Annotated in this window: 19 protein-coding genes; 9 read left to right on the plus strand and 10 right to left on the minus strand. The window is 40.6% G+C overall.

Annotation, left to right across the window (positions count from 1 at the left end; translation table 11 throughout):
• Positions 1 to 1,243 precede the first annotated feature (1,243 nt).
• Positions 1,244 to 1,948 carry an LOG family protein gene (locus tag WH223_RS09430; RefSeq protein WP_340047349.1) on the minus strand — a complete coding sequence of 235 codons (705 nt, stop codon included), beginning with the start codon at positions 1,946 to 1,948 and terminating at the stop codon, positions 1,244 to 1,246.
• A gap of 338 nt (positions 1,949 to 2,286) precedes the next feature.
• Here WH223_RS09430 and recR point away from each other — a divergent pair, with 338 nt between their 5' ends.
• On the plus strand, positions 2,287 to 2,910 hold the full coding sequence (recR, locus tag WH223_RS09435; protein WP_340047350.1) for a recombination mediator RecR: 624 nt from the start codon (positions 2,287 to 2,289) through the stop codon (positions 2,908 to 2,910).
• Between the two features lie 100 nt (positions 2,911 to 3,010).
• On the opposite strand, the gene WH223_RS09440 is transcribed toward recR, so the two are convergent.
• From WH223_RS09440 to trpS, 5 genes are all read right to left on the minus strand, one after another.
• The gene (locus WH223_RS09440; protein WP_340047351.1) at positions 3,011 to 4,219 is read right to left on the minus strand and encodes an MDR family MFS transporter; all 1,209 of its coding nucleotides are present in this window, start codon (positions 4,217 to 4,219) and stop codon (positions 3,011 to 3,013) included.
• 29 nt (positions 4,220 to 4,248) lie between these two features.
• Entirely contained in the window at positions 4,249 to 5,214 is a 966-nt protein-coding gene (locus WH223_RS09445) for a bifunctional metallophosphatase/5'-nucleotidase (protein ID WP_340047352.1), read from the minus strand.
• Positions 5,189 to 5,938 carry a 5'-nucleotidase C-terminal domain-containing protein gene (locus WH223_RS09450; RefSeq protein WP_340047354.1) on the minus strand — a complete coding sequence of 250 codons (750 nt, stop codon included), beginning with the start codon at positions 5,936 to 5,938 and terminating at the stop codon, positions 5,189 to 5,191. Before WH223_RS09450 ends, WH223_RS09445 begins: the two co-directional genes overlap by 26 nt.
• Before the next feature lie 95 nt (positions 5,939 to 6,033).
• The gene (locus WH223_RS09455) at positions 6,034 to 6,648 is read right to left on the minus strand and encodes a deoxynucleoside kinase (RefSeq protein WP_340047355.1); all 615 of its coding nucleotides are present in this window, start codon (positions 6,646 to 6,648) and stop codon (positions 6,034 to 6,036) included.
• Positions 6,649 to 6,727: 79 nt separating this feature from the next.
• Complete coding sequence (trpS, locus tag WH223_RS09460; protein WP_340047356.1) at positions 6,728 to 7,729, minus strand: tryptophan--tRNA ligase; 1,002 nt, start codon at positions 7,727 to 7,729, stop codon at positions 6,728 to 6,730.
• A 67-nt stretch (positions 7,730 to 7,796) separates the two neighbouring features.
• On the opposite strand from trpS, the gene WH223_RS09465 reads away from it, so the two are divergent.
• Complete coding sequence (locus tag WH223_RS09465) at positions 7,797 to 8,492, plus strand: hypothetical protein (RefSeq protein ID WP_340047358.1); 696 nt, start codon at positions 7,797 to 7,799, stop codon at positions 8,490 to 8,492.
• Positions 8,493 to 8,527: 35 nt separating this feature from the next.
• Here the strand turns inward: WH223_RS09465 and mazG are convergent, their stop codons facing one another.
• Positions 8,528 to 9,331: a nucleoside triphosphate pyrophosphohydrolase gene (gene mazG / locus WH223_RS09470; protein WP_340047360.1), complete on the minus strand. Its 804-nt coding sequence runs from the start codon at positions 9,329 to 9,331 to the stop codon at positions 8,528 to 8,530.
• A gap of 67 nt (positions 9,332 to 9,398) precedes the next feature.
• The gene (locus tag WH223_RS09475; protein WP_340047362.1) at positions 9,399 to 10,685 is read right to left on the minus strand and encodes a serine hydrolase domain-containing protein; all 1,287 of its coding nucleotides are present in this window, start codon (positions 10,683 to 10,685) and stop codon (positions 9,399 to 9,401) included.
• A gap of 539 nt (positions 10,686 to 11,224) precedes the next feature.
• Between WH223_RS09475 and WH223_RS09480 the strand changes: the two genes are divergently transcribed.
• The 5 genes from WH223_RS09480 (at position 11,225) to WH223_RS09500 (ending at position 14,475) form a co-directional block, all read left to right on the plus strand.
• Positions 11,225 to 12,580: a caspase family protein gene (locus WH223_RS09480; protein ID WP_340047363.1), complete on the plus strand. Its 1,356-nt coding sequence runs from the start codon at positions 11,225 to 11,227 to the stop codon at positions 12,578 to 12,580.
• Between the two features lie 139 nt (positions 12,581 to 12,719).
• Complete coding sequence (locus tag WH223_RS09485; protein ID WP_340047365.1) at positions 12,720 to 13,142, plus strand: hypothetical protein; 423 nt, start codon at positions 12,720 to 12,722, stop codon at positions 13,140 to 13,142.
• 22 nt (positions 13,143 to 13,164) lie between these two features.
• A complete protein-coding gene (locus tag WH223_RS09490; RefSeq protein WP_340047367.1) occupies positions 13,165 to 13,578 on the plus strand; it encodes a hypothetical protein in 414 nt (137 codons plus the stop codon).
• Positions 13,579 to 13,583: 5 nt separating this feature from the next.
• The gene (locus WH223_RS09495; protein ID WP_340047369.1) at positions 13,584 to 14,045 is read left to right on the plus strand and encodes a hypothetical protein; all 462 of its coding nucleotides are present in this window, start codon (positions 13,584 to 13,586) and stop codon (positions 14,043 to 14,045) included.
• Positions 14,046 to 14,073: 28 nt separating this feature from the next.
• Positions 14,074 to 14,475 carry a hypothetical protein gene (locus WH223_RS09500; RefSeq protein ID WP_340047370.1) on the plus strand — a complete coding sequence of 134 codons (402 nt, stop codon included), beginning with the start codon at positions 14,074 to 14,076 and terminating at the stop codon, positions 14,473 to 14,475.
• 67 nt (positions 14,476 to 14,542) lie between these two features.
• Here WH223_RS09500 and WH223_RS09505 read toward each other — a convergent pair whose 3' ends face one another.
• Positions 14,543 to 15,295, minus strand: coding sequence for a hypothetical protein (locus tag WH223_RS09505; protein WP_340047371.1), 753 nt, complete (start codon positions 15,293 to 15,295; stop codon positions 14,543 to 14,545).
• A 129-nt stretch (positions 15,296 to 15,424) separates the two neighbouring features.
• Positions 15,425 to 16,063, minus strand: coding sequence for an NAD(P)H-binding protein (locus tag WH223_RS09510; protein ID WP_340047372.1), 639 nt, complete (start codon positions 16,061 to 16,063; stop codon positions 15,425 to 15,427).
• A 222-nt stretch (positions 16,064 to 16,285) separates the two neighbouring features.
• On the opposite strand from WH223_RS09510, the gene WH223_RS09515 reads away from it, so the two are divergent.
• Complete coding sequence (locus WH223_RS09515) at positions 16,286 to 17,677, plus strand: TolC family protein (RefSeq protein ID WP_340047373.1); 1,392 nt, start codon at positions 16,286 to 16,288, stop codon at positions 17,675 to 17,677.
• On the plus strand, positions 17,670 to 18,638 hold the full coding sequence (locus tag WH223_RS09520) for an HlyD family secretion protein (protein ID WP_340047375.1): 969 nt from the start codon (positions 17,670 to 17,672) through the stop codon (positions 18,636 to 18,638). Before WH223_RS09515 ends, WH223_RS09520 begins: the two co-directional genes overlap by 8 nt.
• Position 18,639: the final 1 nt, after the last annotated feature.

The following is an 18,639-nucleotide window of genomic DNA, read 5'->3' on the forward strand; positions in this document are numbered from 1 at the left end:
TCGACCCCATCGGGGGCGTCTTTTTTTCGATTTTGCTAGGCTATACATATGTCAATCCTCCGGATTGAATTCCTTAAAAAGCCTTACCTAAATAACAATCAACACATTTAAATCATTACCCCAGAGGGGTAACATCTTTATAGAAAAAAGATAATTTATAAAACCGACCCAGCAGCCGCGTACAAACACGATAATAGTGCAGATCAAACTTTCATAATGATGCTTCGACAGGCTCAGCATGACAGTTTGGATAGGTAGCTACACAACAAAAAGATTTGCTTTGCTAAGAAGAAGGCCTAGGCATTTGCTGCGTAAATCGTAGCGTAGTAAATTCCGCAAGAAGAAAACTCTGTCTGAGCGCAGCGAGTTAGTTTTGTTCCGGAATTTTCAAGAGAAGATAGCAGCCTATGCCAGCCTTGATTTTTGCCAAACTTTTTATCAAGAAAAAGTTTGAAGCCAAGTCCTGGCTAAGGACACGAGCTCCCTTAACAAAAAGACTCCAATTAGCGTTGTAAACGCTATCCACAAGCATCCTCGTTGCAAACGAGGACGATAATAGTGCAGATCAAACTTTCATAATGATGCTTCGACAGGCTCAGCATGACAGTTTGGATAGGTAGCTACACAACAAAAAGATTTGCTTTGCTAAGAAGAAGGCCTAGGCATTTGCTGCGTAAATCGTAGCGTAGTAAATTCAGCAAGAAGAAAACTCTGTCTGAGCGTAGCGAGTTTAGTTTTGTTCCGGAATTTTCAAGAGAAGATAGCAGCCTATGCCAGCCTTGATTTTTGCAAAACTTTTCATCAAGGAAAAGTTTGAAGCCAAGTCCTGGCTAAGGACACGCACTCCCTTAACAAAAAGACTTTAATCAGCGTTGTAAACGCTATCCACAAGCATCCTTGTTGCAAACGAGGACGATAATAATATTCGACCCCGCCGGGGTCGTCGTTTTTCGGTTTGATTTGGCTATAAATATGTCAATCCTCTGGATTGAATAGCTTAAAAAGCCTTACCTAAATAACAATCAACACATGTAAATCATTACCCCAGAGGGGTAACATCTTTATAGAAAATAGATGGTTTACAAAACCGACCCCAGCGGGGTCGTATAAACAGTGATTTCACGGTATATTTCCAAAACGATGCTTCAGCATGTCATCCTGAGCTTGTCGAAGGATCAGTATAACGATTTGGGAGGGATGTAGATACAAAAAAAGGCTACCTGATGAGGTAGCCTTTGTGTTATTAAAAGTTCGGTTTCAATAGATACTTATCGTAGAATCTAAAGATATGTTCAGTAGCTTCTTCAGCCGTATCAACCAAACGGAAGAGTTTTAAGTCTTCTTCAGCGATATACGCATGGTCAAGCATCGTGTTTTGTACCCAGTCTAATAGACCTTTCCAGTATTCAGTACCAACTAAGACAATTGGGAAGCGCGCAATTTTACCCGTTTGGATAAGCGTAATCGCTTCAAACATTTCGTCCATCGTGCCAAATCCACCCGGCATCACGATATATCCTTGCGAATATTTCATGAACATTACTTTTCTTACGAAGAAGTAGTTGAATTCGAGTAGTTTATCACGGTCGATGTAGCGATTGTGAAACTGCTCAAAAGGAAGCTCAATGTTTAAGCCTACAGACTTACCACCAGCTTCATATGCACCTTTATTAGCGGCTTCCATGATACCAGGACCACCACCGGAGATGACACCATATCCTTTTTCCGCCAATAGACGGGCTATTTCTACGGTAAGTGTATAATATTTATGATCTGAAGGGGTACGAGCAGACCCGAAGATAGATACACAGGGACCTATTTTCGCCAATTTCTCGAACCCATCAACAAACTCAGACATGATCTTAAAGATCTGCCAAGAGTCTTTTACTTTTATTTCTTGCCAAGTTTTATTGGCAAATGAATTTCTGATTTTATCCTCTTTAGCCATAGTATAAATTAAGTGTTTACTTCCTCTTTATTTTTCTCTCTCCACAATATTTGTAGAGCCGTTTTAAATAGGAGGGTAAGCAAGATATACATTTTAGGCGGATTTTCAACTCTTGAGGTCTTTTTTTTACCTCCTAATGCCATTTGATAGGGCTATTTTTTAGACTTTCATGATTATGATATGGCTACAGGAAATCCGTGATTTTCTTCTTGTACGCAGAAAATCAGTAGGCTATAGATTCTCCTTCTCCAGTGTTCACGGCGGGTGGTTTATCTTTTTACAAAATATTATCTTTTCATTATTAAAAATAATAGGCTTTACTTTGTAATTTTGCAGCTATGAACTTCTCTTCACGACTATTAGAACAGGCAGTAGATGAATTTGGTCGATTGCCCGGGGTAGGAAAGAAAACTGCCCTACGCTTAGTGCTTCATTTGCTTAAACAGCCGGATGCGGAAGTGAATCGCTTTACGGGAGCACTGACCCAACTGAAAGAGCAGATTAAATACTGTAAATTTTGTTTTAATATTTCTGATCAGGAATGTTGCGAGATTTGTGCCAGTGCCAAGCGTGATCAGCATACGATATGTGTGGTGGAAGATACACGCGATGTGATGGCTATTGAGAATACAAATCAGTACCAAGGGGTATACCATGTGTTGGGTGGACTTATTTCGCCTATGGATGGCGTTGGTCCTGCCGATTTAAAAATCGAAGCTTTAGTAGATCGCCTGCGTAATACAGAGGTTAAAGAAGTGATCTTAGCCCTGAGTGCTACGATGGAGGGAGATACGACCATTTTCTACCTCTATCGGAAGCTTAAAGAGTTTTCTATAGAGATATCGACCATTGCTCGTGGTATTGCTTTTGGTGGCGAATTGGAATATGTAGATGAAGTGACCTTGGGAAGATCTATTGCGACGCGTGTTCCGTACGCACGTGATGGTATACAACAGGGATAGATAAGACTTTTACCAAACGAAAAAGGCATAAATCAAAACTGATTTATGCCTTTTTTATGAGCCTTTAGGCATCCCGCGAAGCGGAAAAATGATGTATACGTTATAATTTCTTTAATATCCACGAGAATCCAATACTCGTTAAGAACAATACAGTGGCTGTACCAAACCAGAGTATCTGGTAGCCATGATGCTCGGCTACGTAAGTACCTAAGTAGGGAGAGAAGATATTGGCCGCAGCAAAGGCTAGGGAGTTAAAACCCATATAAGCACCTTGCGTATTGAGGCTTGCACGGGAGGCAGAGATTGTCGCCGTAAACGGTAGCGTCAACATCTCACCAATGCTTAAGATAAACATGGATAGGTAGAGCCAGGGTATGCCATAGGAGCCCGTAAGCATAAAGTAGGCAACACCAGCTATGGCTGTTCCGTAAATCATCACTTGACGCGGAGTGAATCTTTTCTCGACACCGTGCACGAGTATCATTTCGAAGACAACGATACAGAAACCGCTGAATCCTAATAGTAAACCAATAGCCGCCTCACTCATTCCTTGACTCTCTTTGTAGAACAAAGGAAGGGTACTCAAAAGCTGGAAAAAAGCCATCGAGAAGAGGCAACAGAAGATATTAAAGATGATAAACGGCAGATCGAGGTAGGCATTACGATCGGGCTTAGCATCGGCGATGACATCCGTTGATTGACGTGTTTTTAGTTTGTTTCGTGGTATTCTATTTTTGAAGAAATAGACGAATACAATGGCCGCAGCAAAGGCTGCGATGGCATTACCATAGAAAATCCAGTCGTAAGAAATAGCTGCTAAGAAACCACCTAAAGCAGGACCGATGGAGAAGCCTAGGTTTACAGCCATACGGTTTAAGGAGTATGCTTTAGTTAGATTTTCGGGTTTCGCATAGCGTGCTACAGCTACAGAGTTGGCCGGACGGAAGGTGTCGGCAATCAGCGTAAGAACGAAAATCATAACCGCCAATCCTTCGAAGGTGCGGAAGTGAGGCAGCACTAAAAATAAAGGAACCGTCAACACGAGGCTGACGGCTTGTACTTTAAAGTTGCCCAACTTGTCGGTAAGCCAGCCACCAAGCCAGGATCCGCAGACGGACCCGAGTCCAAAGCATCCTAGAACCAAACCCACCTGCGTCTTACTGAACTGCAGCTCTGAAGCCATGTACATACTTAGGAACGGGATAACCATCGAACCTGTACGGTTAATGAGCATCACCAAAGCTAAGAGCCAGGCTTCTTTGGATAGTCCTTTATAGGAATTAATATAGAGTTGGACGATTTTTTTCAAATGGGGCTATGCTTAAAAATATGTGCTATTTATGCGTTTACTGTTTTGTCAAAGCGTTGGTCTACCGTATATTGGCTCGCCATCACTTGTTTCTTGCCTGTTTTCTTGTTGAACACGATATCTAGTCGGCCCAAGCGAATGCCTGCAAAACCTACTTGGTTTACATATACCTCTTGTCCATCGAGGTTTTTAACCACCGTTGGCTTGTCTAAGAAGGTATGGGTATGTCCACCTAAAATTAAGTCGAGGTGGCGTGTACCAGCGGCTAACTTTAGGTCAGACACCTTATTAGGCTCATCCTTATAGTCATAGCCTAAGTGAGATAGACAGATGACCAAGTCACATTTCTTCTCTTCCTTAAGCATTTTAGCAATACGGTTGACCACCGGAATTGGGTCTAGGTATTTCATACCTACGTAGTTTGTTGGGTCTACCAAACCTTCAATATCGACACCGACACCAGTAATACCGATGCGTAGTCCATTTTTATTGATAATGGTATAGTCTTGCGTTCTACCTTCTAGGAGCGTTCCTTTGAATGCGTAGTTGGCTGTTAAGAACGGGAAGTTTGCTTTGTCCAGATATTTAACAAGACCTGCGATACCATTGTCAAACTCGTGGTTTCCAAAAGTACCTGCTTCATAGCCCAATTTGGACATTAGCTCTAGCTCTACTTTACCACCAAATAGGTTAAAGTATGGTGTTCCTTGAAACATATCGCCACTATCGAGAAGCAAAACATTTTTCTCTTCACTGCGTACCTGCTGTATTAGGGCACTGCGGCGCGCTACGCCACCAAGTCCAGCATATTTGGAACCATCCATTGGGAAAGGCTCTATGCGGCTGTGCACGTCATTGGTATGTAAAATGGTCAAGCGTGTTTCTTGTTTACCGGCTTGCGCCCATAAAGGTAAACTGCTTGCTGCCGATGCTGCACCTAGCAACATGGTTTTCTTTAGAAATCCTCTTCTATTCAACAATACGAACTCTTCCATCTAATTTCGCTTGAATGTGTTTACCTTGTTTTGTTTGTGTTTCTACATAGTCAATAAGGGACTCGCGCACGCGTTGCGGATAATCCACACGGTTTACTACCTTGTCGAAACAATCTACATAATCACCTCCATTAGCGAGGTAATCGTAGGTTACTAATTTATAAGTCGCTTTCGGGTCTACCGGTTTGCCTTGAACCAAGAATTCTTTTACTTTCTTGTTTTCGATAACTAAGGTAACGCCGCTGCATGGCTGTCCGCCACTCTGTGCCATATAATCTGCCCAGCGCAGGATATCTGTTCCGCTAAGGCTAAGAATCGTTACGGCATTTTCAAAAGGCATAATCTCGAAGATATTACCTATGGTGATGTCGCCTGCTTTGAGGTCGTTACGGATACCACCTTTGGTACCAAAACTAATTTGTACCTCCGGGTCTAGTTGTTTACCCTTCCAAAGTAGGGCATCCGAAAAGAAATTACCGGCTAAGCTTTCTGCATCACGAGTTTTCGTGAGGTGCAAGTCAGAAAAACCAATAATCCGGTTCATTTCTGCTTCCAGTTGATGCTTATAGGGTAAATAGTAGTTGACAATGGCGCTATCGGTACGGTAGCTGGCGTCGATTTCGTAGAAACGATCCTTGCTTACTGTGGGCTGTAGCTGCGTCTTACAGGAGGTAAGGAGCAAGGCCGCGACAAGGAAAGATCCCCAACGTAAAGAACTTCTCATGGCTTTGAATTTTGAAACAAATGTACAGAGTTAAACCAAATAAAATGAACAATAATCATGAAAAAAGCGAATGGGATACATTCGCTTTTCTTGTTTTAAAATAAACCGAACATCTCGGCTTCTATTTTTTGTATGATTTTTCCTAAATCTTCCGGATTGTTGGTGAAATCTAGGTTGTCTTTATCAAGGACTAAAAGCTTACCTTCCTTGTAATTGCCGATCCATTTGTCATACTTATCGTTCAACTTGGATAAGTAATCTAGGCGGATGGCCGACTCATAATCGCGACCTCGCTTCTGAATATTGTTAACCAATGTAGGCACTGACGCTTTCAGGTAGATTAATAAATCTGGTGGTTTGATGTAGTTGATGATGGTTTGAAATACATTGCTATAATTTTCAAAATCACGCGCACTCATCAAGCCCATGTCGTACAAGTTTTCAGCGAAGATGTAGGCATCTTCATAGATAGTACGATCTTGAATCATGTTGATACCTTGCTGTTGCAAGTCAACGATATGTTTAAAGCGGCTATTCAAGAAGAAAATCTGCAAGTTGAATGCCCATCTTTTCATGTCACTATAAAAGTCCTCTAAGTAAGGGTTGTTATCAACCGCTTCATATTGAGGCTCAAAATTTAAGTGGCGCGCTAACATCTCTGTTAACGTTGTTTTTCCGGCGCCTATATTACCAACGATGGCTATGTGCATATGCTTTATTCAAAAAATAAATATACAATAATCAGTTTTATCTCTAGGGCATATCCTTTTCAAAGGGATGCCAATTTGCTTAATAAAGCTTTTTAATTCCTATAATTTCACGTACCTCGCGTACGGTTTTGCGCGCACTTTCACTAGCTTTCTCAGCACCCATTTGAATAACCTTTTTGATGTATTCTTCATCATTGGTGATATCCTCAATGCGGGAACGTACCGGCTCTGTAGCTAAAACCATATCCTCAGCCAATTGTTTTTTGAAGTCTCCGTAGCGGATGTTACAATTCGCATATAGATCTTCGAAATGCGCTAAGGTGTCTGCTGTAGAAACGACACGCATTAAGTCGAAAAGGTTTTGAATAGCTTCTGGCTTCGGTTGGTTAAGCTCGGTAGGACCTGAGTCAGATACCGCACGCATTACCTTTTTACGAATCACATCGGCCGAATCGGTTAGGTATACACAGCTTGCATCGCCATTAGATTTACCCATTTTACCATTACCATCCAATCCCGGGATTTTCACCAATTTGTCGCTGTAAGAGAAGGCAAAGGCCTCTTTAAAATAATCTACATTGTACAAACGGTTGAAACGGTTCCCGAATGTGCGGGTCATTTCTAGGTGTTGCTCTTGATCTTTACCAACAGGCACTTTCGTAGCGTGGTGTAAAAGAATATCAGAAGCCATCAATACAGGGTAGGTTAATAATCCTGAATTCACATTGTCAGGGTTATCACGTACTTTATCCTTAAAGGCTGTAGCACGTTCCAACTCGCCTAAGTAGGCGTTCATATTCATGTATAGGTATAACTCCGTTACCTCTGGCACATCCGACTGCACGTAAATGGTCGATTTCTCTGGGTCGATACCAGCTGCTAAATATTCAATCACCACCTGCTTTACCGTGCGACTTAAGTCTCCCGGTGTCGGGTGTGTTGTTAAAGAGTGTAAATCCGCTATAAAAAAGAAGCAGTTGTACTCATCTTGCATTTTAACAAAATTTCCCAATGCTCCGTAGTAGTTTCCTAAATGTAATTTTCCGGTACTCCGAATACCGCTTACCACAGTTTCTTTCATAAGGCAAAGCTAAGGATTAAATTGTGAATTTTTGAGGCTTCTGGCATTAGTTTTGTATTTTTACCGTATGAAGTTAAAGTTAGTTTTTGGAAGCCTGTGCTTACTATTGGCCTTGGTAGGGCCGACGCAGGCACAAACAAAGGTCTTGGAATTTGAGGATGCGTTATGTAGCTATAAAGGTTACTACGATAGCAAAAAATATACAAAGAAGCAACTGCTTGATACCTATGCTCTTTTTAGTGATTCGCACTATGTGCCTGACGACGGCACCTTAGCGGAGGTGCGTGCTCGTTACACAGCCGCTATTCAGGAAATTAAAGCGCTGCAGCCGGTGCCTACGCCTTATTTTAAGGAATTGCAAGCTGCTACGGTGCGCTATTTAGAGGAAACATACGCGTTGAAGCAGGTCGAGAAGACGGCAAGAACGTCGCCCGAGAAGCTGGTAACAGCGGTAAAGCCGGGAACAAAGGCGCATATGTATGCTGTGGCATTAAATAAAGGAGGAGATGCTTTAATGACGGCGTACGAGACGTTGGTGAAGGAGAAGATGAAAAACAATGCCAAGCCAGAGAACCTATGGCGCGAATATCAAAATAATATCCGTCAGGCAAATAAGCAGGATCTTGCTTTTAAGGAAGTACTCGTATATGGATGGTGGAATAATGCGAATGAATTGGTCCACCATATCGATTATGATGGAACGCAATTCAAGAAATTTATGCAGCTCTTTTCTAAAATAGATAGCGACTGCGATGAGCCGTGATTAAAGGCTTTATAACTGAAATAGGAGCGAAGGGCTTATAGCTTCTTCGCTTCATTCCAATATACATCCATTTCTGCAAGTGTCATATCTTTAAGTTGCTTACCCGCTTCGGCAGCTCTTTTCTCTAGATGATTGAAGCGGAAAATAAACTTTTTATTGGTGCGTTCTAATGCATTTTCTGGGTTGATACCTAAGTGACGCCCATAGTTTATCAAAGAGAATAGCAAGTCACCAAATTCAGCCTCTGCTTTATCCATATCTATCTTCTCAGCTTCGCTGATATTGAATTCTTGCTTAAACTCGTCCAGCTCTTCTTCTACCTTGGCCCACACTTCTGCTTTATCTTCCCAGTCGAAACCTACACCACGCACTTTGTCTTGAATACGGTATGCTTTTACTAGGGCAGGTAATCCTTTGGGTACGCCCGACAGTACAGAGCGGTTACCTTCTTTAAGTTTCAGCTGTTCCCAGTTGCTTTTTACAATTTCTTCGGTTTCCGCTTGGGTATCGCCATAGATATGTGGGTGTCTGCTGATTAATTTCTCACAAACAGCATTTAGGCTTTCTACAAGAGTGAATTGCTTTTCTTCGGTTGCTATCTTCGCATAAAATACCAAATGCACCATTACATCGCCCAATTCTTTCTTCACTTCCTGGTAGTCCTTATCTAGGATAGCATCTGTAAGCTCATAAAGCTCCTCAATACTCAATAGACGAAGGGACTCCATGGTTTGCTTCATGTCCCAGGGACATGCTACCCGAAGGGTGTCTATAATGCCTACTAAACGTTCGAATGCTCCACCTGCGGTATCGGCAGGCGCTGGAATTTCATATGCCATAGTTTTGCTTTTTGTAGCACAAAAATAAGATTATTTAGCTAGAAAAGGGTTTTCATTAGCTGTCGATTTACAAATCATCGAGTGCTTGATAAACTGCGGTTTGAAATTCTTCACCAATGGTGAACCACGGAGATAGGTATTCTTGCGTGAATAACAATGCGATGACACCCTCTTGTGGATCAGCCCAGCCGTGGGTATTGAACGCTCCACCCCAACCAAAGGAGCCTATGCTTTGTGGTGATAGGTAGGCATTTTTCGGGGTAACCACCGAGAAACCCGCTAACGAAAACTGTAGATTCTCTGCTAATGGCGGATTGGGCGCTATCGTAACTTGATCGCCCAATTGGTTTCTGAGCATCAATTCAACGGTCTTTCCTGCAAGTAGTCTCTTTCCATTAAAGATCCCATTGTTGAGAAATAGGGAGTAGAAATTTGCCATATCTGCGGTCGTGGCGCTCAATCCGGCCCCTCCTGCGTGATAGGTTCCTTTTATTTTAGGAAAGTTAGCATCTACGCCTTCGTAAATAGGGTGGTCTACCTTAACCAGTTTATCGGCCGCATTTATCTCATAGAGGCCAACGAGTCGCGGTTGTTTTTTCTCCGGGATATAGAAATGAGTATCATGCATGGCCAGTGGCGTTAAGACATTTTCTTGTAAGAATACATCTAACGGACTTCCACTCCATATCTCTATCAAATAGCCTAATAAATCGATGTTTAATCCGTAAGTGAATTGTTCGCCAGGATGGTGTTGCAAGGGCATTGTCGCTAACAGCTCCATTTTTTCTTTAATCGTAGATTTCGAAGTGCCAATTCCAGAGGGGATGTCAGCCTTCTCGTAGATATGCCACATCGTTGGGTCGCTAAACAAAGCTGAATAGGCTATGCCTGATGTATGCCTTAATAGGTCGCGCACGGTAATTTCTCGCGTCGCATCCTTGGTTGTGTAGGTCCCATCATTAGTATTGTAATGATCCAGTACTTTCGGATTTTTAAAAGCAGGGATATACATAGAAACGGGATCGTCTAATAAAAATTTACATTGCTCCCAGAGCATCATAACGGCAAGGCTTGTGATGGCTTTTGATTGGGATGCAATTCTAAAAATATGATCCGTTTGCATAGCTTTTTTCGCTTCGATATCGGCATAGCCGAAAGCTTTATTGTATACTATTTTACCTTTTTTTATAAGGAGAACAGTGGCGCCAGGGATATGCTGTGCTTTAATATGTTTTTGAATTAGACTATCAATTCTCGCTAATCTATTTGCGCTGAAGTCTGTTTGTTGTGCATGGGCAGTCGTTGTGAAGAGCATGATTATTACGCTTAATAAGGTTACTGAAAAATTTCTCATAAGTCTTAGGTTGATGTATGTGTGTGCTGTAAATGTCCACTATATATGTGGGCTTTTATAATAACTTAAATAAGCTACAGCTATCAGCGGAGTGATAGCTGCTGTTGAGGAAAGCAAGCTTATAAGCTTGCGAAAGCTAAAGCAATTTGTCTCAGAAGGCATGGTTAATTCCTATAGAGATTATATTGTCCTTCCCGCATTAAGGTATTTTGATAACTGAGCGGGCTTTGTGTCTTGTTTTTTTTAATTAACTATACCTGAGTGAATTAGGTTTTGTTGTCCCTTTTCCCTACCCGCGGGTAGGCATTTATACTACTCTATTATGGGTATACAACTACTCGTAATAAAGTCTTTTATAGTATGAAATCTGCTAGTTTTGCTTAACAATTGTAATCCTTTATTTCTATTCATTATGCCTAGGTTTTGCCTGTCGTTATCCTTGTGAAAAAGGATGGGCTTGTTGCTACTTGTTGATGGGTTAAGAAATTTGGTAAGGTTGTTTTGTTAATAGTAAGTCGGTATAAAAAAACAAAAGAGTAATGTATAAATACAGAATCGCGATTTTCGTCTTTCTTTCACTATTGATGTGTAAGATTAGTTCAGCACAACAGTATATGAAGTTTAGCTGGACGGAAGAAAATATCAGTTATTTTGGGTTCGCTTATCTTATCGATAGTGATAATGTTGTTGTGCGGATAAACTCAATGCAAAATGGTGTCCTTAAGTTGGCTGATGCAAAAGCTAAACTAAAAGTCCGTCCCCCTTATGCACCGAAGTCTCTAGTGTTGGATATTAGTATGGCAAAAGTCATCTATTCCAAAGATGGGAACAAGACAGGTCGTTTTCCGTCGTTCAAAGTTTATCAAGATGATTATGACCCCGTAAAAGCAAAGGCTTCTGGTAGGTCGTATGTGGCACTAGCTACCAAGATTGATAAGCGTAAGTATATGGCTAATCTTCCGGATGTGAATGTGTATACCTATTCGCGCTTGGCCGATGCACAAAATAGTATCAATCCGGCGGCCTATTTTTTGAAAGATGAGGCTTATTTCAAATTGTTTTCAAAACCTTCAACCAGTGTGAGTGCTACTGCACCGGCGACAACGCCAGCAATAAACAACACGCCTACGTCGAATATAAATACTCAACCTAGCGGCCCTGTTACAGTACATCTTGTGCTTCTAGGAGATACTAAAGATATAAGTATTGGAGCGTCTGTGAAAAATGATTTGAACAATATGAGATCTTTGTTTCAAAACACCATGGGTGTAAATAAAAATATTAGGTTTAACATTAAGGAGATCTCCGGGGATAAGCTTACGGCTCTTGAAGTTCAGAATACCGTTAAATCTTTGTCGGTAGGAGCTAATGACGTTGTTATCGTTTATTACTCTGGTCACGGCACCAATCCGCTGAATAGTAACAGCAAATTTCCGACGGCAGCCTTAATTAAAAGCTCCTATCGATTAGAAGATCTTAGCAGTTTAGCGGATAGTCATAAGCCTAGGCTTTCGATCGTTATAGGGGATTTATGTAATAGTGTGTCGCGAGCAACTTCACCTGTTGCAGCACAGGCATTCACACGATCTGCGGCTCCACAATATGACCCCGCACGTGTTGCTAAGCTGCTAATTAATGCAAAGGGTAAACTTATATCGACCTCTTCTAAATATGATGAGTATTCCTATTCGATGGGGAATAATGGTGTTTTTACGGAGGCATTTGTTGGTGCGATGAATGCCACAGTAGTCAACCAAAGTAGTTTAGCTATAACCTGGGATGCTGTACTAACGAGGAGCTATCAAGATGCTCTTTATAGAACAAGAAATATCGTTAACAAAACGGGAACGAAGGGGCAAAATGGATTTTACGGTGGTAATGTGACATACAACTAAGCTGAAATAGCTATTGCTGATGAATAAGGTTGAGTTAAATAACATAAATACATACAACAGTTTATCCTTTTTTTTGTTCAAAAACTGATAATAAGAATATTGTATTTGGTGACGTTTTGAAAATTTTAAATTAAACACAATGAAAGTATTGTTTGCATTTGTTTTATCGATTTGTATAGGTTCTTCCTGCACAGGCGTAAAACGCCCTGTTACAACGAATAGTTATCATTTACATTACCTTGGTGATAAAGTCGAATCGACCGATGGCGTATCAGATAGTACCCTAGTCGGTGGTTATAAAGTTATGAAGACTAGAGCGCTTCAGGATTCGGATGTTAAAATGCTAAGAGATGCATTAGAAAAGGCTAAAGAGCAAGATGATGTCGTTAAGCGGTGCCCATTTGAGCCTGTATATGCTTTGACTGCTAACGATACCTTACTACTTCTTTTTGATATGGAGTACTGTCCACGTATGGAGGACCTATCAGTAGAGGCATCCAAAATGTATGAGTTGAAGGCCGACAACAATTTAAAAAAGATAGTTGACAAGCTATTTCAATAAACAGAATCAGTAAATATAAAAAATGAAACAAGTAGTAGTAAGTTTTTTCCTGTTGTTTACGGTGTTTTTTACACATGCAAAAGGTATCGACAAGGGAATTTTGGGTGAATGGCGTAGCGTAGGTATTCAATATTACCATGCAAATGGTGTAAAAAAGGGAGAGCTCGTTGCCTCAACAAAGGATGAGTGGGAAACTTATAAATTTGACGATGAAAATAACTGTTCTCATTATTCGGAAAATGGAGAGTTTGATTCTTTATCTACTGAAATGAAATATATCATTATTGGTAAACGCCTTATTTTCTACAAAGAGGATGAGGAAGATTACCGCTATGATGCACGCGTAAAACTCGATGCTACGGGGGATAAGATGGAATTACTAAGACCTGGGGACGGCGATTACTATTACGTGGAATTATACGAAAGAAACAAATAAAAAATATGAAACAACTATTAACAGTTCTGGTATGCCTCGTTTTTGGTCTATCCTGTCAAGCTCAAACAGCAACGAATGCTTTGCTAGGGAAATGGGAAACAAGCAGAATTCGTGAATCTAACGTGATTAACGGCAAAAAAAACGTAGAGGAATATAACTATGAAGGAGAGCGTCTTTATAATTTTGTTTCGGATAAGGTGTGTTATATTACGACAGGCTATAGTGATGTGAAACACCCTCATACATATGTGATTAAGGGTGATAAAATAATCTTCACTATGGAACCTATGCATCTTAGAAAAATTAAAAGCAGTGAAGATGAATATGGCATTGAGCTAGAGCCTACATCATGGAACTTTAAGATCGATGCTGATAAAAAGTTTTTGTACTTTAGTAGCACCACAAAGGATGGTAATGACAGCTATGAATCTAGAATTACTTTTAAAAAAGTCAAAAAGGTAAAGTAGCTATTGTTTTATAACTTAAAATGTTTTTATGAAAAAGTTTATTGTTCTTTTTTTATTATGTATTGCCACGGGCTTATCCTATGCACAGCAAGATTTAACCAAGCAGGATAAGAAGACTATACAAACGCTAATTAAAGGTCTTAAAGCTAATGATGCTGATAAAGTAGCGTCTTTAATTCGCTATGACTTCAATACAATACTTGTAAATAATAAGCCTATTAAAATAACTAATAAGGCTTCCTTCAAGAAGAATTTTAAAGGAATTTTTAGCAAGAAGCGAATTGAGGCTATTGTTAATTCTCAAATTTCAGATTGGGGACGTGTAGGGGCGAAGGGCTTTACGTTTCAGAATGACGATGTCGTAATTTGGTCAGATGAAGATGGCAAAAAGATTCAGTCTGTCTTTGTAAGTATTAGACCTAATAAATAATTAATCAATTTTACATAAAAAAGGAGGTTCATTTGAACCTCCTTTTTTTGTTTATTCATTATTTTGACTAAAAAATCAATCGTTCATCCTTGTTTGGTGAAGGCACCAATTCGTTATACTGCTTGATATAATTAATGAAAATATTGTAGTTTACTTTGCGTTCATTAGCTAATGCATCTTGTAGCGTGGGTGTCTCTTCCATGAGGTCAATTAAGTTAAGTGCTTTGTCTTTATCGCTAAAGAAAAGACCGTCGTTAGAGCTTTTCAAGACGATGATTTCATCGGTACTCTTCTTGATAGCGAGCCAAAATTTGCTTTTAGCCACACCAATCGCTAGGGAAGGGATGATACCGCCGCCAAAACTACCGCCGTAGATGGATGCACCACCACCCAAAGAGAAATTGGTGTTAGCGAAATAATAAACGGCTATTTCGCCATCTACAACTAATTCAGCAAAGGTTGGAGCCTTTAATTTCTCTGTTTTAACACGGTAGAAACCAGGTCTAGCGCCGCCAGTAGGCTCACTGCTTTTAGCCAAGAAAGTAGGCGCATACATTTTTCCTTTTTTAAGGTTATTAACGCGATATACCTGATCTGACAAAAATTCTTGTACTTGTTTGCCATCGTCTATGGCCACCTGATTTTTCTTTACACTTAGTATTTTGCCACGTAGAGTGTCTCCTTGCATAAAGACGATATAACCATCTTTACTATAATCTTTCTGTGCTTTGCAAAGATTTACGGTTGCAAAGCTTTGCAGTGCTATCAAAGCAATAATAAGGAGTGGAGCGTTAATTTTGTATAGCTTTTGCTTACTCATCTTTTATGAATCTATTTTTTGAATTTTATGCTAAGTTAATTATTAAAAATGATAGTAAAAGTTGATTTAAGGCATAAAAAAGCCTATTTATCATTATTTAACGATTGAAGATACTTGGCATTAGCCTTGTTAAGGTTGCTTAATTTCGTGTAAAGTGTAATAATGTAAGCCTGGTGTCGCCTGCTTTGCCGCATGAAGCATAGCTAAGGCTAAATCTTCCGTAGCTAAAGGTTTATATTTTTTGAAAAGGCCTAGTGTATTGAAAAATCGCAACAGGTGTCCCGATAGTTTTTCCATCACACGGTCTGAGTCCTTACGAAGTAAAATCCCGGGCTGAAAGATGATACATGTTTTATAATTTAAAGCGATAATAGACTCTTCCAGCTGTCCTTTCATTTTTGTGTAAAAGAAGGGGCTTTTAGCCGATGCGCCTACGGCAGACACCAAGGCAAGGGTACGGCTACCATTTTGCCTAGCATAACGTGCAAAGTCATATTGATATTGATAATCTATTTTCCATTGATTGGTCTTTGTTTTTGCCGCCTTAATAGTGGTGCCTAGGCAGGAAAAAACTACGTCTCCTTGTATGAGATCTTGCCAGCTCTGCATATTATCAAAGTCAACCATATGCCGCACCAGTTTGGGGTGCGATAGAAAGGCATCTTTACGAATGAAAATATGAACCTCCGTTACCGTCGGGTCAAGTAGTAGGGCCTGGACTAAAGGCTTACCCGTAGCTCCAGTAGCGCCGATGACAAGTGCTTTCATAACAATTATTTAATTTAAGATAATGATTTATTTTAAGAATGGCTATGTTTTCTTTCTATAGTTACTTTTTTGTAGTAAAATGGCTATTTACACGGCATTTATCCTGTTTTAGCCTTTTGATTTTCCTATATTTGTTTTTAACGTATAGTTTTTATTTTTATAGGATAGCTAAAAAGTAAAACTATAGTTGATTGACCGTTGTTACTTATAAAACAATAAACGATGAGAAAATCTTGGATTTGGTTTTTGTACTTGCTTTCTGTTGGGGGCGGGGCTCAAGTAGCCTTGGCACAGCAAGGAATAGATTCGCAAGTAAAAGAAGCCATTCAAAAATCATTTCAAAACAGTAAAGAGCTTCAAATAAAGTCTTTGGAGTTGGATAAAACAGAAATGGAAGCTGCGGAGGTAAAAGGAAAGAAACTCCCTCATGTAGAGGCTACAGGCTTGTATGGCTTTTTGTATAGTAATGGTAGCTTGGACTTACCTACCTGGACTATCCCAGGCACTGGTCTTGGCTTGTTTGAAGGGGCTTCAAATTTTTCCACACGTACGCAGGCAGCCTACGCTGGTGTTTCTGTCAAGCAAATTTTATTTTCTGGTACGCAGATTCCGAATGGTGAAAAAGCTATTGCCGCAAAAGCGGAGGCACAGACATATCTTGTGCAGGCTAGTCGGGAAACGATGGCTAAAGATATATTGACGACTTTTGATCAAGTGATGCTACTGCATGAAGTCGATAAGCTGATTGTCGATTCAGAAAAACGATTAAAGAAGGAGCAGGTTAAAGTTAACCAAGCTATCGCCAATGGCTTAGCAATTCCGTATGACCGTGATAAGTTAAAATTAGCTCTTTTAGAGCTGGAAAGTAAGAAAGTGGAGCTAGCGGGGGCTCGCAACCTATTGGTGAAAAAGCTACGTCAGGAAACTGGCCTTTCGGAAGAAGAAATTCTGCATATTCAATATCAGCTTGACGCCATGCCCATAGCTGAAATGCCTCTGGATGCACAACAGCGCTCCGAATTACAAGCGTTGACGGCTTCAGGGAAGGCTTACGATTTCTTATATAAGAAGGAAAAGGGAGGCGCTTTGCCTATGTTTTTCGCTTTTGGTTCGGCGAGTTATTTGAATATTTTCGATACCCATTTAAATTTAAAGTCTGTACCACTTCTGGGAAATGTCGACTTGAAGGCCAATTCCTTACAAGGACGTCCCAATTTGATGGTGGGCGTTGGCGCCAAATGGGAGATTTTCAGTGGCGGAGAGCATAAGAGTAAAATTCGTCAGCGTCAGCTCGATCAAGAGATAAACCAGGTGAAGCTGCGCGATACGGAAGAAAAATTGAACTTACTACTCGAAAAAAATAAAGTGAGCTACCAAAATGCCAATCAGAAGTTAAATGTTGGACAACAACAGTTAAAAGTTGCGGAAAACAGCTTAGTGATGGCCTCCAAACAGTACCAAGCAGGTTTAATCGCGGTAACCGACTTTTTGGCGAGCGAGAACGATTGGTATCGCGTTAATTTAGGATATTATAGCACCGTCATTGAGCAACGTGCTGCTGCGTTGGAGCTTTTGCATAGTGCCGGTAAATTATTACAAACCATATATGAATAAGATGAAAAATAGCTACTTGCTAGCCTTATTACTGTTCGGCGTTTCTTGTAAACAGAAGCCTGCGGCAGATGTGATGTTTGAAGGTAAAGTTGAGCGTGATCAGATCACCGTTGTCACCAAGGTGGCCGGTAAGATCCATAAAATATTAGTCGCTGAGGGTGATTTTGTGCAAGCAGGAGATACATTAGCCTTATTGGATATTCCGGAGGTAGATGCTAAAGCGGAACAAGCGGAAGGAGCATTGCAATCTGCCGATGCGCAATATAATATGGCTGTGAAAGGGGCTACGAGTGGCCAATTGGTGCAGTTGCGTGCTAAAGTCGATGGCTTGAAAGAGCAGTACGATTTTGCACGTAAATCTATTGCGCGCTTAGACAATCTGTTGCGCGATAGTTTGATTCCGCAACAAAAGTATGATGAAACCTATGCTAAATTCCAAGGCGCTAAAAATCAATATTTGGCCGCTCAGGCCGAGTTAGAGGAGGCTAGCCGTGGTGCACGTTATGAGCAGCAGGTAATGGCTTTAGGGCAAAAGGAGCGTGCTAAAGGTGCAGTAGCCGAAGTTAAGGTTGCCGAACGAGAGAAGTACGTGCTGGCGCCACAAGCCATGAGCATCGAGTCTATCAACCTCAAAGTAGGCGAGCTGGCCTTACCTGGTTATCCTATTATCGGTGGCTTCTTAGAAAATTCCACCTATTTTAGATTTAGCATTCCTGAAGATAAGGTTGCTAAAGTACAGAAGGGTAGTAGCGTTGAGCTATCGGTTCCTTACTTAGATAACAAAACAATCAAAGGGCAGGTGGTAGCAGTTAAAGCATTGAATGCCTACGCGAATATTGCTACAGCCTATCCTGATTTTGACAATCAGCTCGCTCTTTTTGAAGTTAAGGTGCAGCCACAAGATGCTGTCGAAGCAAGTAAATTATTGACGAAAACAATGGTGAAACTCCATATAAAATAAA

This window comes from Sphingobacterium sp. MYb382, from assembly GCF_037572665.1.
In the GTDB taxonomy this organism is placed as follows: Bacteria; Bacteroidota; Bacteroidia; order Sphingobacteriales; family Sphingobacteriaceae; genus Sphingobacterium.